Genomic DNA, 14,238 nt, shown 5'->3' with positions numbered 1-14,238 from the left:
TCGCAATAAACAAACTCAACAAAACTAAAACTTATTTAATGGAAACGGTACTAGTGTCGGCGTGAGAGTATCCGGCTTCTCTGCACGTTCTTTTTCCTGTGTAAAATGAAACAGCCCTGAGTTGTATCGGTCATCTGCCCGGCGAAACAGCCCCAGAAGCCGCTCATACGTTCTTTCTCCGTTAACCAGTTCCAGCAGTTGACCGTACCGTTCTATCCCCCGGTCTTCGCAAATCCGAAGAAAGATAATCCGGTCAATCGTCTTCTGCACCGCATAGTTCAGTTCTCGTTCGCTCAGCGAAGGATTTCGCAGTGCCAGATTTCGGGCTAGTTCCTCTCGCCATTGTTCAATCTCTGCCAGAAACGCCTCATCAACCTCTGCCGTACCCTTCTTGCGCTTGCTGCTTTCCGCATACCGGTCAAACGAGCCCTTCAAAACCGCCTCACGCGAAAAGACTTCGGCAATTTCCTCCCACCGCTGTGGATAATCCGTATAGTGAAAATACATCACCCGTGCGGTGGATGCCTTGTCCGACGGGTGCGGTTTGCTCCGGCAGTCATACACCGCAAACTCTTCAAAGTCTGTCAGGATAGACAAGGGCAGTTTGGCCGACCACGCATACCGGCGAAGCTGATATGCCGCGCTGGGCTCATCTTTCAGATTAATTGACGGCTTTTTGGCCTCCAGAAAAAATTTTCGAACCCCTCCGATCCGAAAACAATAATCCGGTGCCTTGACCGCAGTGCCGATCCGGATAGCGTCCTCATGAATCACATCCTTGTACGCCTCCGCATATCCCCTGCGGTTTTCCACATCCCATCCCAGTTCCGTAAAAAACGGGTCGATATACTCCCGTCTGACCTGGGCTTCATTATACCGTCCGCTCTTGTACGATTCGAAATTCCGGCTGAACTGCTCCACCAGCTCCAAAATCCGCTGCGGTGCTCCCATAAACTCATAGCCCTTTCAATTTTGGGCTTTAGTATAAACCAGCCATCCGAAAAAGAGAAGCCCGGTTCCTGCTTATTTGCGGCTTGAAAATCCCGGCTTCTTTTTTCCAATCTGTGATGAAACAATCTCTATGAAATCCGTGTACTCCGTGGTTAAAAACCTTATCCGCCTGTAGTTCTAAAATCTGTGTGATCCGTGTAATCCGTGGTGAAATCACCGCTATCCTTCTGTGGTGAAATCTCTTTGCCCAGTGCACTTGGCGGCCTCAAACAGTTTTTTAATGAACACAGGTTTCTTCGAAAAGTCGGCAGACTTCTCTCCTTGCCTCCTTTTGTGCCGCCATCTTACAAAACACCCCTTTCTTTTTCAACAACTCCCTTTGATATCTGCCCCGCCGTTCATCCGTTTCTTTTTTCGAATTTCGAGATTGTTTAGAGTATAGAGCTTAGGAATTTGTGCTTCGAATTTTCTGTCGCGTCGTAGCGCAGCGAAGACGGATCGTGCTTTGGTTTTTCTCCTCCTGCTGGTCACTGGCCGCTGGCCGCTGGAGTCTGGCTGCTCGCTTTTTTTCGAATTTCGAGCTTCGTATTTCGGATTTTGCCCTTTGCTGGAATCCGTGTAATCCGTGTCCATCCGTGGTTAAATACTTTGTTCAATCCTTCCGCTGCCCGCCGGAATCTGGTTACCGCCCTCCGGCCACCCTTTCTTCATTCATAATTCTTCATTTTTCAAATCCGTGTCCATCCGTGTAAATCCGTGGTGAAATAAAACCTGTGTAATCTGCGTAATCCGTGGTTATATATACTTTGTGGAATCCGTGGTTGCTTTTTGCCCCCCTCTGTGGTATAATACCCCCAACAATAGAAGGAGGAACAAATGGGCTGCAAAACGCCGAGCATCTTCACCCGCCCCCCGGTCGCTTTTTCTTCATTCTCCATTCTTCATTCTTCCTTTTCCCAATCCGTGTTCTTCCGTGGTTAAAATACCTCTTTTCCATCTCGTTTGCGGCACGTTTGCAGCGCGTTTGGGCGCGTTTCAATCGGGACTTTTCCCGATGTTTTTCCGCCCAAAACCCTCTTTTTCGCTCAAAAACACACAATTTCCCCATTCCCCGATTTTTTCAATCGTGCCGTTTCCCAAATGCCGGCTGTCCACGACACCCCGCAATCCCATTCCCGGTCCAAAAACACAATTTTTCCATGCGTCGAAAAAAAATTTGGAAACAGCCCCGGCCGGCGGCATTGCTTTATAAGGAGGACGTTTAAAATGACAAAATACAGGATAAAACAGGGCGGGAATCTGATTATGAGGAAAAAACCCGGTTTTACGCTGATTGAGCTGCTGGTGGTTATCGCGATTATCGGTTTGCTGCTGGCGATTGTCCTGCCGGCCTTAAAGTCGGCCAAACTGCAGGCGGAAGGGACCATCTGCCTGACCCATGTCAACGGCCTGTCCAAGGCCTGGACGGTTTATGCCTACGAGAACAACAGCCGCATCGTCGGTTCGATGGTCGGCTCTACCCGGGACCCCCTCTACTGCTGGGTGGCTTCCCCCCAGCGGCAGGACGGCACAACCGTCACCCCGGAAAACTCTACGGCCGAAGATGAAATCCGGGGAATCGAAAAAGGCCTGCTCTTTCCCTACTCCGAAGGAGCCGACATCTATCACTGCCCATCCGACAAACGCCACCTGTATCCCCCGACAACGGCCAACGGCACCGGTGTCGGCGGATACCGCAGTTATTCCCTCGCCGCAGGCATAGGCCCCAACTCCGTTTCAGAGATTCAGTGGCAGGGCTATTATCCTCATCTGAAAACCACCACCATCAAATCACCCGGAGACAAATACATCCTTGTCGAAGAAGTGGACGGCCGCGGAATGAATGTCAATTCCTGGGTCATCAAGCCCCAGACGCCCAATACCTGGATCGACCCGATTTCGATTGCCCATCTGGGCCGAAGCATCCTCGGGTTTGCCGACGGACACGGAGAAAAACACCGCTGGGTGGACAAATCCACCCTCAAAATGGCCAAAGAACAGCGAGTCAATTTCAGCGAGATTCCGGCTGGCGAAGGGACGGATTTGGCCTATATGATTCGCAATTTCCCCTTCGAGCGGTTCTATCCATAAAACCCGAGATTCAACCTCCGGATTTCGCCCTGTTTTTCAGTCGGACGACCCGCCTTTATAGGGCTTCAGAGCGGCGGCCTCACCGAAAACCAGGTCCACCATCTCCGGGTTGCTCAGGAACTCCTGCAGCTGCGGCGTCGAGGCCGTCAGAACCAGCCGGTCGCGAACCTTCTCATGCTTCAGCAGCGCCGGCTTGTCCTCCAGGAGCTTCTCCATCGCCTCCGGCATCATCGCCGCCAGCAGCAGATTGGGCTCCGTCGCCTCCACCAGATAGAAGGTATGAACGGGCTGGAGGTGATACTCCTGCCAGCCGCCCAGGTCGGGCCGTTTCAATTCCTTCGGCGAGATATCCAGAAAGCGATGAGGCCCGATTTCAACCAGATAGGCCAGCATATAGCTGCGCTTTTCGCTTTCCTCGACAATCGTCAGGTCATAACTGCTGGTGTTCGAACGGCGGGTAAAGCACCACAGCTCTCCCTTCTCCGTCTGCCAGCACCCCACCAGTTTGGGGTCAAAGACAACCGTATCCTCCGTGTACAGTTCATACAGAGACGGCACACAGCCCAGTCCGAAGACCATCAGAAACACCGGCAGGTACTTTCGTGTTTTCTGCATCTTGTTTCTCCTTTTCTGTATGTGTTCTATTTGTACATTATGGTCTTTGCAGGGAGCTCGTGCAAGGACGAATGGGTCCCAAAAAAACTTTGCAAAAAAGGGATTTCTCTATCAAGATAAACGACATGGTCAGTTTTCAGGAAAGTGAGCGGTTTGCCGAACAGCGGCGTCAGATGATTGAGCAGGACCTGAAAGGCCGGGACATTACCGACTCGCGGGTGCTGGAGGTGATGGGCCGTCTGCCGCGCGAGTGGTTTGTCAAGCCGGAGTATGCAGCGCAGGCCTATTCGGATTATCCGCTGGCCATCGGGCTGGGGCAGACCATCAGCCAGCCGTATATCGTCGCGCTGATGACGCAGTGCCTTCGGCTCAAAGGCGATGAGACCGTGCTGGAAATCGGCACGGGGTCCGGTTATCAGACGGCCGTGCTGGCCCTGCTGTGCAAAAAGGTCTATACCATCGAGCGGTTCAGCGAGCTGTCGGCGCGCGCCCAGGCCGTCCTGGCCCGTTTGGGAATCGAAAATGTGGAGTTCTATGTCGGAGACGGCAGTGTCGGCTGGCCGGAGGAAAAGATGCAGTTTGAGCGAATCCTCTTAACGGCCGCCGTTCCATCGGTGCCTCCGCCGCTGGAAAAACAGCTGGCCGAAGGGGGACTTCTGGTCGCCCCGATCGGGGAGTCCTGGACCCAGACCCTGACGGTGTATAAAAAAGAAAATGGCATTCTGCATCCGGCGAGTGTCTGCGGATGCCGGTTTGTCAAACTCATCGGCCGGTACGGCTTTGGTGAGGTATGACGGGAAGGCGGAGAGTGCGGCGGCGTGTCTGAATCGATGCATCCAAAAGCAGCCGTAACACCGGCAATGCCGGTTCAATATCTGAAAGGGGTCGGGCCGGCGCGAGCCGAGGCGCTGGCGGAACTGGGGGTGCATACAGCCCAGGACCTGCTGAATTATTTTCCGCGCGACTGGCGGTTTGCGCCGGAGCCGACGAAAATCGCCGACCTGCGAAAGGGCCAGACCGTCTGCGTGATTGGGATTGTGGAGCAGACGGATTATCAGGCGCACCGGAAAATACCGTTCTTTGAAGTGATGCTGGCGGACGAGACGGGGGTTTGCCGGATTGTGTGGTTTCACGGCAAATACCTGATAAACCAGATTGAGCCCGGCCAGCGTCTGGCGGCCATCGGGACGGTGAGCGAATACAAGCACCAGCTGCAGCTGACCAATCCGAGATTCCATATTCTGCGGGCGGATGAGCCGCAGGATATCGAGGCCTTCAGCGGCCCGGTGTATCCGGCCAGCGCCAAACTTCCTTCCTGGCAAATCAAGAAAATCATTCAATCCTCCCTCGATGTTCTCTGTGAGCAGCTGCCGGAGTTTTATCCGCAGGAGTTCCTGAAAAAGAATGACTTCTGCGGGCGTGCAGAGGCCTATCGGCAGATTCATCGGCCGGAGGATGAAGAGGCCGTCCGGCGAGCCCTGCGGCGCCTTAAATACGATGAGCTGTTTCTGATGCAGCTGGGGCTGGCCGTTCGCCGGCACCAGATGGAACATCAGTGCCGCGCCTTTCCGATGCTCTGGACAGAGGAAATTGACCGGCGGATTCGACAGCGGTTTCCGTTTATTCTGACAGAGGACCAGGAGACGGTCATTCGGGAAATCGTGCAGGATATGAGCCGCACCGTTCCGATGAACCGGCTGCTTCAGGGGGATGTCGGCTCCGGCAAGACGGTTGCGGCGCTGTATGCGGCGCTGCTGGCGGTCGCCAACCGCAAGCAGGCGGCGATTATGGCCCCGACGGAGATTCTGGCTCGTCAGCACGCCGAGAGCATTGAACGGTATCTCAAAGGCAGCCGAGTCCGCCGGGCGCTGCTGGTGGGCGGACTGCCGCCGGCAGAGCGGGAGCGGATTGCCGAACAGCTGCGCAGCGGACAGATCGACATTGTCGTGGGCACTGTTGCCCTGCTGGAGGAGGATATTGCGTTTGCGGACTTGGGGCTGGCGGTGATTGATGAACAGCACAAGTTCGGCGTGCATCAGCGGGCGCAGCTGCGCAAAGGCGCCGCGCCGCATTGTCTGGTGATGACGGCCACTCCTATCCCCCGGACACTGGCGATGACGGTTTTCGGGGACCTGGATGTGTCGGTGATTCGGCACCGTCCGCCCGGCCGCGGAGAGGTGATTACGCGATGGGTGCCGCCGGACAAACGCCGCGAAGCGATGGAGTTTCTGCGCCGGCAGATTCAGGCGGGCCGGCAGGCCTATTTTGTGTACCCCCGCATTGACAGCGAAAACGGTTCCGAAGAGAACGGCCGGCTTAAAGCGGCGGCGGAGGAGTATCATCTTTTGTCCAAAACCGTTTTTCCGGAATTCCGGGTGGGGCTTCTTCACGGCCAGATGCCGGCCGAAGAAAAAAAGCAGATAATGGCGGAGTTTCGCAGCGGGACCATTCAGATTCTGGTCAGCACGGTGGTGATTGAAGTGGGTGTGGATGTGCCGAATGCGACGCTGATGGTGATTGAAAATGCCGAGCGGTTCGGGCTGGCCCAGCTCCATCAGCTGCGCGGCCGAATCGGACGCGGACAAAACCGCTCATATTGTCTGCTGTTTGCCGAAACGGACAATCCGGAGGCCCGGCAGCGGCTGGAGGTGCTGACGCGCACGTGCGACGGTTTTGAGATTGCCGAGGAAGACCTGCGTCTTCGAGGACCGGGAGAATTGTTCAGCACCCGCCAGCACGGCCTGCCGGATTTGAAAATCGCCAACATTGTCGAGGATTTTGACCTGCTGACGTTCGCTCGCAAACAGGCATTTGAGCTGGTTCGGAAAGACCCGATTCTGTCCGGTGCGGAACATGCGGCCCTGCGCAAGGCCCTGATTGAGCGGTTCGGAGCGTCGCTGGGGCTGGCGGATGTCGGCTGAAAATATGCTGGAAAAAACCGCCCAAAGACGGTAAGAACTCTAAAAGTATGAGGATTCACTACAAAAATGCCGCCGTAGAGCGGGCCGTGATGGCCGCCAATGGTCTGGCGGTCGCAACGGTGGCCGCTACGTTTGTGCTCTTGTACGGCTTTGACCGGCTGCTGCTGCCGGCGAAGGTGCTTTACACCGTTCAGTTTGTCTGTCTGGCCGTTTTTCTGACGGAAAAAGCGGTCCGATTCTCGAATGCGGAATCCCGCCGGGAGTTTTTGAAATACAACTGGTTTGAAATTCCGCTGCTGTCGATACTGTTTTTGTCGGTGGTCGGCGCCGGACGCTGGTTTTCCGCCGGCGGGGCGCGGCTGGCGATTCTGGTAGCGATTGACACGTATCTGGTGCTCCAGGTGATTGTCAAGCTGTGCCGGACGATGGTGGCGGCGGCGGCGACGGGCAAAAATCCTCCGCGGGCGCTGGCCAGTCTGTTCGTGGTGCTGATTGCCGCCGGCTCCGGTCTGCTGATGCTGCCGCGCTCTCACAATCTGGAGTCGCTGTCTTTTACGGATGCGGTGTTCACAGCCGCCAGCGCTACGTGTGTAACCGGTCTGATTGTCAAAGATACCGGCAAGGACTTTACGACGATGGGGCAGATGATTATTCTGACCCTGATTCAGCTGGGCGGGCTGGGAATCGTGATTTTCGGAGCGGTGATGGCGATGATTTTGGGCCAGGCGCTGAGTGTGCGGGAGTCGGCGGCCATGCAGGACCTGCTGAACACCCAGACCCTCAGCCGCATCGTTCGGATGATTGCGTTTATCATCCTGACTACCCTGCTGATTGAGACCGTCGGGGCCCTGGCGCTGTATTCGATGTGGCAGGGGGGAGACGGACGTTTGGCCGCCCCGGAGGGCCGGTGGTTCTGCAGCATTTTCCACTCGGTCAGTGCCTTCTGCAACGCCGGATTCAGTTTATTTTCAGACAATCTGATGAGCTACAAGACATCCGCCCGCGTTTATCTGGTGATTGCTCCGCTGGTTGTTCTGGGCGGTCTGGGCTTCAGTGTGCTGTACAACCTGCTCAGCATGGCCCAGGACCATCTGGTTCGGTTTGTTTACAGACTGAAGCATCCGGGTCTTGTGTTTACGGCCCGCTCGCCGGTGCGGATGCAGCTTCAGACCAAGATTGTGCTGACTGTCAGTGCGCTGCTGATTGCCGGAGGGACGGGAGCCTTGCTGCTGTTTGAAACCTGCCGTCCGGAAGGCCCGCATCGGGGGGATATTCTGACGGCCTTTTTCCATTCCGTGTCCGCCCGAACCGCCGGCTTCAATACGGTGGACATTGCCTCGCTTTCGGAGGCCTCGCGGTTTGTTTTGATTGTGCTGATGTTTATCGGCGGCTCGCCCGGTTCTACGGCCGGCGGCATCAAGACCGTCACCTTTGCGGTGGTGGTGATGATTGCCTGGGCGTCCTTTCGCAAACGGCGGGACGTGGAGATGTTTCGCCGCTCGATTCGGCTGCTGGTTGTGGGCCGGGCGGTTACGGTGGTGTTTCTGTTCGGCCTGACGCTGCTGACGGCGACGCTGGGACTGGCGATTACGGAGCGGCACAGCCAGTTTGCCTTTCTGGATTTGCTGTTTGAAGCGGCCTCGGCCCTGGCAACCGTGGGGCTGAGCACGGGGATTACACCGTCTTTGACAACCGCCGGCAAATGGATTATCATATTCACAATGCTGATCGGGCGCTTGGGACCGCTAACACTTGTGGCGGGGCTGACGCACGAAATTAAGCCAGCCGGTTTCGACTACCCGTCGGAGCCGGTTGTGGTGGGTTAACCGAGGAGACCTTATGAAACGGTTTGCAGTCATCGGGCTGGGGCGGTTCGGGAAAAAATTGGCAATTGCTCTGGCAATGAGCGGAGCAGAGGTGATTGCCATCGATCGTGAACGGGAAATTATTGAAGACATCCGCGATCAGGTCAGCCATGCCGTCCGTCTGGACAGCACGGATATTGAAGCCCTCCGCGCACAGGGCGTGGACACGGTCGATGTGGCTATTGTGGGAATGGGCGAGCGGGGCCGGGCCTTTGAATCGGCAATTTTGACAGTTGTGAATCTCAAACAGCTGGGGGTGCCGAAAATTTACGCCCGGGCCGCGGACCTGACAGCCGGAGAGGTCTTCAGTGCAGTGGGGGCGACAGAGGTAATTTATCCTGAGATCGAGACCGCCCAGCGATGGGCATACAAGCTGATTGCCCCGCATATTGACGAAAAAATTGATTTTGCGCCGGGGTACAGTCTAGCACGGGTAAAAGCGGCCGACAGTTTCCACGGCAAGACCGTCCGCGAGCTCCAGCTGCGTCAGAAATACAACGTGAATCTGGTAGCCATTAAGCGGGAAAGCGGCCCCCACGCAGAGGATGAGGACAGCATTATTAACGTCCCCATGCCCGATACGGTGATTTATGCCGGTGATATCCTGATGGTGGCCGGCACGGACAGAGACCTGGCCAAACTTCCGCAGGAATAAAACGTGGATTCGGATATTCGCCGCATCCTGTATGTCTCAGACCTGGACGGCACGCTGCTGCGCAATGACGGAACACTTTCGGAAACCAGCCGCCGCCGGCTGTGCGAACTGCTGGAGGCGGGGGTAAACTTTACCGTCGCCAGCGCCCGCACCTGGAGCGAGATTGTGCCGCTGCTGAAAGGGGTGCCGCTGCGCCTGCCGGTGATTGCCGTCAACGGGGCGTTTTTGTCGGATTTTGCCACCGGCCGGGCTCTGCAGGTCAAAGCCATTGAAAAAAATCTGGCCGAAGCGGTGTATGAAGAAATTCGCCGAGCCGGGCTGGCTCCGTTTATCTGCGGATTCGACGGCCGTTCCGACAAACTGTATTATCAGGACCTGCTGAACGAACAGATGCACTGGTTTCACGGGGTCCTGATGGAGCACAGCCGTGCCCGCCTGTGCCGGATGGAACCGCTGGAAAAGGTGCTTTCGCTTCAAGTAGTCTCGTTTGCGGTGATGGGGGAAGACCGGCAGGTTGAGCTGCTGGCCCGGTGTCTGGAGAAAAAATACGGCAAACGGCTTGAATGCTTTCATTTTCAAAATCCCTACTCCAACGGTCATTGGTGGCTGACGATTCACGACGCCGCCGCCTGTAAATCCAAGGCTGTCGCGGAGCTGGCCCGAATGTACGGATTTGCGATGGACAATGTCGTGGTGTTCGGCGACCATATCAACGATATACAGATGTTTCGAAACGCCGGCCGGGCCGTCGCCGTGGCCAATGCACACGAATCCCTGAAACTTTATGCCGATGAAATCATCGCCTCCAACGAAGAAGATGCTGTTGTAGATTATATCAGTCGAACCCTTTCATTGATTCCATAACCCGCTGTTCGGGGAAAAAGGGCGGTTATCCGACGTTGTCCATCCTTTTCAATGAATCCCTTTCTCCTCAGCTCAAACGCTCTTTTCAGCAGCCCGCTGCATTTTTCCTGCTTTTTATAGGACGCCGATTTTCCTTTCCGCAAAAATTGCTGTTTTTCGCAAAAAAAGGTTTATCGCTCTCCTTTTTTTCTCCGAAATCGCACGCAAGGAGTCTCTCCAAACAGAACAGCAGACAGACGAGGGCCCTTTTATGAAGCGGACAGCAATCGTGTTGTTTCATATGGGATTAGTAGTTTTTTTTGTCCGGATTTCTTTCGGAAAGACTTTGCCGGACAGCAGTGCCTCCTCCCTGACTCCCGCCGCCGAAGACCAGACTCACACCCCTGACTTATTCGAAATGTCTCTGGAAGAACTGATGAACGTAGAAATCAGCACGGCTTCATTGACCGAGACTACCAAACGCAAAATGCCGATGACGATGACGGTCATCACGCGTCAGCAGATTCTCCAGTCCGGAGCACGAAGTCTGATCGAGCTGCTGGAAATCTACGTGCCGAACTTTCAGTGGGTGTTTACCGGCACCAAGCCGCGGCATATGGGGTTGCGGGGCATTTTAGGCAAAGATGATAAATATTTGCTGCTGGTTAACGGACGGCAGATGAACGAAAAGACGGATTTCGGTGTGTACAGTGAGCGGGACCTGCCGATGCTCCGCGACATTCAGCGGATTGAGGTCATTCGCGGTCCCGGTTCGGCCCTGTACGGAGCCGGCGCCCTGTCAATGGTCATCAATTTGATCATCGATGACCCGAAGACGTTTCAGGGAACGGAAGCGGCCTTTCGCTCGGGTATCATCGAAGAATACTACTCTGCAGAATTGAAATGGGGACGGATGTTCTCCGAAGACGAAGGGCTGCTGGTGTATGCCGGCGGCTCCCTGTATCCCGGTGCCGAACCCTCCAAGTCGCCGCTGCGATACCTTTGCGGACCGGGCGCGTACAAGGAAGGCGGCCCCTCCGGCTGGTGGGGAACTCCCAATCAGCCGGGCTATCAGCTGGGGGTAGATGAATATTACCACAACCCGGATTTCATGAAAAACTACAATGAGGCCTATCGAGGAAGGCCGCGAGCGAAGCTGCATGCCCATTATACACTGGGGGATCTGAATATCTGGGCACGCTTCACCCAGGGCGGGGAATATGTCGACCAGTGCGAATTTCGTCCGCTCGAGGGCGGCTGGCCGCAGCGGGATATTGCTTACGGGGTCGGCTATGCACAGGGAACCCTCACCGCTGAATACAAACAGGAGGTTTCTGATGCGTTCAGCGTGCTGTACCGGTTCAGCTATGACCTGACTCAGTTTGAGTCCACCCCGTGGGGATTCAGCCGAGAAGTGGTCTACCGCGAAGATGAATACAACGGACGGATTATGGCCAACTGGAACCTGAATGAAAATCACAAGGCAGCCTTTGGAGGCGAATGGAGCCACGAAGAATTCGGTCTGGACCCCATTGGGGAAGACCGGACACTCAATTACATTATGGGCAACCGCACCGAAATGCCGCGCTGGGGCACAGATATGCGGTCTTTGATCGGTGAATATCAATGGACGGTCAATTCCTGGCTGACGGCCTTTTTCAGCGCTCGTATGGACGATCATACGTTTGTAGAGCAGATGTTTTCGCCGCGGGGAACCCTGATTTTTACCCCTTCTCCCGAAGATACAATTAAGCTGATGCTGGCTCGCGCCTCGCGGACAGATGTCGCAGAAAATATGAAGCGAAGCGATATGGCCGGCAAAAGCAACAGCGATTATGAAACGCTGGACGCCTTCGAAATCCGCTATGAACGTCAGCACAACCGGAATCTGTGGCTGGCAGCCGGCTACTTTATCCACGACCAGGACCTGGTCAGTTATTCAAGCAGTCTGGGCGGCACAGGTCTGGTAGCGAATCTGAAATCCTATGGAGCCGAAGGAGAAATTCTCTACAAACCCAGCGACCGGGTGGAGTTTTCGGCTTCGCAAACTTACACCCAACTGGACGACGTCTCGCTTTTCAAGGGTATCACATCCATCGAAGAAACGGCGGCTTACAGCGGGCGCGGCAATAATTTTGCCAACTGGGCCAACCATGAAACAAAACTGCGTCTTTTATGGCACGTAAACGAGCGGTGCACGCTGAGCAGTTCAGCAATCTTTTATTGGGGCTGGCCCGGCGGCAAGGACTATGCGCGTCTTTTTGCCTGGAGTCCGGCCCGGTTTGACCAGAAAAACGGTCTGGAATCGTTCGAGCCCAGCTATTTCTGGAATATGGGTCTGGAGTACAAATACAGCGCCAACACCACGTTCCGTCTGGATGCCTATAACATTCTGGGATGGTTCGACAAAGACTTGGGCAAGCGCAAGTTCGGTTTTACCAATGACTTCCCGGGGATGTACCGCATTCAGCCGCCCGCATTCGGACTGCAAATCATCCACACCTTCTAAAAGACAGTTGGGGCTGTTTCAAAGAAGACTTTCTTCCGCCGCCTCTTTCGGATAAAATCTTTCCGCGAGGAGGCACCCGTATTTGTGAAATCCGAATGGCTCAAAAAAGAAACAATTTTATTCGTTTTCTGGGATATGTGCGGCCGTACAGCGGATACTTGGTGCTGGCAGTGCTGGGCGGTATCGTCAAATTTACAGTGCCGCTGCTGACCCCGCAGGTGACACGCTATCTGGTGGATCAGGTGTTCTTAAACGCAACCCTGCCTTCAGAAGAAAAAATGCGGCAACTGCTGCTGTGCACCGGGGCGATGGCCGCCGTGTACCTGTTTCTTTATGCGCCGTTTGTGTACATCCGGCACATCTATGCAGACAAGGCCAGTCACCGGGCGGTGTTTCATCTGCGGTATGAACTGTACTGGCGAATCCTGCGGCTGTCGGCTTCGTTTTTCAGTCGGCACCGCAGCGGGGAAATCGTCTCCCGCCTTATCAGCGACATCGCTCTGGCTCAAAATCTGGTCGGCACAGCTCTGACCAATACTTGGATGGACGCCGCTGCCCTGATTGCCATCCTCTTTTTTGTCTTTCGAATCGACATGCCGACGGCTCTGGCGGCCCTGGCGACCTATCCGGTTTATCTGTTCTTTTTCCGCCGTTTCAGCACCAGCATTCGCGCCGCAACCATGCGGATTCAGGATGAACTGGCGACAATGGCCGGCGATGTGAGCGAGCGGATTTCCGCCACCGCCGTTATTCACGCTTTCGGTCGAGAAAAAACGGAAAAACGGCGATTCCGCCGACAATCCGAGAAGCTCTTTTCCATCAATATGCAGCGGATTCTGATGCAGGGACTCAATCAGGCCGTTACCGGCACGCTGATTGGGCTGGCTCCGCTCGTGGTGATTGCCTTCGGCGGAATGCGGGTGCTCAAGGGGGCGATGACCGTCGGCGATTTGGTGGCGCTGATGATGTATCTGGGGCCGCTGTACCTGCCGATGCAGCGGTTTTCCGAGCTGAATGTGGTCATGGCCAACGCCCTGGCGGCGCTGGACCGCATCTTTCAGATTATGGACGAGCAGCCCGATATCCGCAGCCGTCCGGACGCCGTGGACCTGCCTTCGGTTCAGGGACGTGTGGAGTTCGAACACGTTTGGTTCGGCTATCAGCCGGACCGGCCTGTGCTGCTGGACATCCACTTCACAGCCGAGCCAGGCAGCCGGATTGCTCTGGTCGGCCCCAGCGGGTCGGGCAAAAGCACCCTGGTCAGTCTGATTCCGCGCTTTTACGATGTGCAGTCCGGCGCGGTGCGAATTGACGGCATCGATGTGCGGGACATCAAAGTACCTTCTTTGCGGAAGGCCATTGGAATGGTTCTGCAGGAGCCGATGCTTTTCAGCGGAACCATTCGGGAAAATATCCTTTACGGCAATCCTTCCGCTTCAGAGAAAGAGGTGATAGAGGCGGCGCGGTCGGCCCACGCACTGGATTTTATTCAGGCCCTGCCGGCGGGGTTTGATACGGAGGTCGGAGAGCGGGGACTGATGCTCTCCGGGGGACAAAAACAGCGGATTACCATTGCCCGGGCGTTCTTGAAGAATCCGCCCATTCTGATTTTTGACGAAGCCACCAGCTCGCTGGATTCAGAATCAGAATACTGGATTCAGCAGGCCATGCAGAATCTGATTCGCGGACGAACGACGTTTATTATTGCCCATCGTTTGGCCACCGTGATGAGCGCCGACTGGATTCTTG

Annotated in this window: 10 protein-coding genes; 8 read left to right on the top strand and 2 right to left on the bottom strand. The window is 55.5% G+C overall.

Annotated features, from left to right (window positions below):
- Window positions 1-24 precede the first annotated feature (24 nt).
- Complete coding sequence (locus WHS88_12260) at window positions 25-951, bottom strand: type I restriction enzyme HsdR N-terminal domain-containing protein (protein ID MEJ5260951.1); 927 nt, start codon at window positions 949-951, stop codon at window positions 25-27.
- 1,305 nt (window positions 952-2,256) lie between these two features.
- On the opposite strand from WHS88_12260, the gene WHS88_12255 reads away from it, so the two are divergent.
- Window positions 2,257-3,081: a type II secretion system protein gene (locus WHS88_12255; protein MEJ5260950.1), complete on the top strand. Its 825-nt coding sequence runs from the start codon at window positions 2,257-2,259 to the stop codon at window positions 3,079-3,081.
- A gap of 36 nt (window positions 3,082-3,117) precedes the next feature.
- On the opposite strand, the gene WHS88_12250 is transcribed toward WHS88_12255, so the two are convergent.
- The gene (locus WHS88_12250) at window positions 3,118-3,696 is read right to left on the bottom strand and encodes a hypothetical protein (protein ID MEJ5260949.1); all 579 of its coding nucleotides are present in this window, start codon (window positions 3,694-3,696) and stop codon (window positions 3,118-3,120) included.
- A gap of 125 nt (window positions 3,697-3,821) precedes the next feature.
- On the opposite strand from WHS88_12250, the gene WHS88_12245 reads away from it, so the two are divergent.
- The 7 genes from WHS88_12245 to WHS88_12215 all read left to right on the top strand — a co-directional run.
- The gene (locus WHS88_12245; GenBank protein ID MEJ5260948.1) at window positions 3,822-4,490 is read left to right on the top strand and encodes a protein-L-isoaspartate(D-aspartate) O-methyltransferase; all 669 of its coding nucleotides are present in this window, start codon (window positions 3,822-3,824) and stop codon (window positions 4,488-4,490) included.
- A gap of 36 nt (window positions 4,491-4,526) precedes the next feature.
- A complete protein-coding gene (gene recG, locus WHS88_12240; protein MEJ5260947.1) occupies window positions 4,527-6,617 on the top strand; it encodes an ATP-dependent DNA helicase RecG in 2,091 nt (696 codons plus the stop codon).
- 47 nt (window positions 6,618-6,664) lie between these two features.
- On the top strand, window positions 6,665-8,443 hold the full coding sequence (locus tag WHS88_12235; GenBank protein ID MEJ5260946.1) for a potassium transporter TrkG: 1,779 nt from the start codon (window positions 6,665-6,667) through the stop codon (window positions 8,441-8,443).
- Window positions 8,444-8,456: 13 nt separating this feature from the next.
- Window positions 8,457-9,137, top strand: a complete 681-nt coding sequence (locus WHS88_12230) for a TrkA family potassium uptake protein (protein MEJ5260945.1) — start codon at window positions 8,457-8,459, stop codon at window positions 9,135-9,137.
- A gap of 3 nt (window positions 9,138-9,140) precedes the next feature.
- Window positions 9,141-10,001 (top strand): HAD family hydrolase, encoded by an 861-nt coding sequence (locus WHS88_12225; GenBank protein ID MEJ5260944.1) that lies wholly within the window; start codon window positions 9,141-9,143, stop codon window positions 9,999-10,001.
- 250 nt (window positions 10,002-10,251) lie between these two features.
- Entirely contained in the window at window positions 10,252-12,489 is a 2,238-nt protein-coding gene (locus WHS88_12220) for a TonB-dependent receptor plug domain-containing protein (protein ID MEJ5260943.1), read from the top strand.
- A gap of 95 nt (window positions 12,490-12,584) precedes the next feature.
- A partial coding sequence (locus WHS88_12215) for an ABC transporter ATP-binding protein (GenBank protein MEJ5260942.1) occupies window positions 12,585-14,238 on the top strand: 1,654 nt, incomplete at its 3' end.

It is taken from the genome of Anaerohalosphaeraceae bacterium, assembly GCA_037479115.1.
Taxonomy (GTDB): Bacteria; Planctomycetota; Phycisphaerae; order Sedimentisphaerales; family Anaerohalosphaeraceae; genus JAHDQI01.
This window is presented reverse-complemented; position numbering and strand designations above follow the sequence as displayed.

Bases quoted from the DNA above. Each gene is read 5' to 3' on its own strand.
- WHS88_12245 (MEJ5260948.1), top strand. From the start codon at position 3,822: ATGGTCAGTTTTCAGGAAAGTGAGCGGTTTGCCGAACAGCGGCGTCAG.
- WHS88_12260 (MEJ5260951.1), bottom strand. From the start codon at position 951: ATGGGAGCACCGCAGCGGATTTTGGAGCTGGTGGAGCAGTTCAGCCGG.
- WHS88_12230 (MEJ5260945.1), top strand. From the start codon at position 8,457: ATGAAACGGTTTGCAGTCATCGGGCTGGGGCGGTTCGGGAAAAAATTG.
- recG (MEJ5260947.1), top strand. From the start codon at position 4,527: ATGCATCCAAAAGCAGCCGTAACACCGGCAATGCCGGTTCAATATCTG.
- WHS88_12255 (MEJ5260950.1), top strand. From the start codon at position 2,257: ATGAGGAAAAAACCCGGTTTTACGCTGATTGAGCTGCTGGTGGTTATC.
- WHS88_12250 (MEJ5260949.1), bottom strand. From the start codon at position 3,696: ATGCAGAAAACACGAAAGTACCTGCCGGTGTTTCTGATGGTCTTCGGA.
- WHS88_12235 (MEJ5260946.1), top strand. From the start codon at position 6,665: ATGAGGATTCACTACAAAAATGCCGCCGTAGAGCGGGCCGTGATGGCC.
- WHS88_12220 (MEJ5260943.1), top strand. From the start codon at position 10,252: ATGAAGCGGACAGCAATCGTGTTGTTTCATATGGGATTAGTAGTTTTT.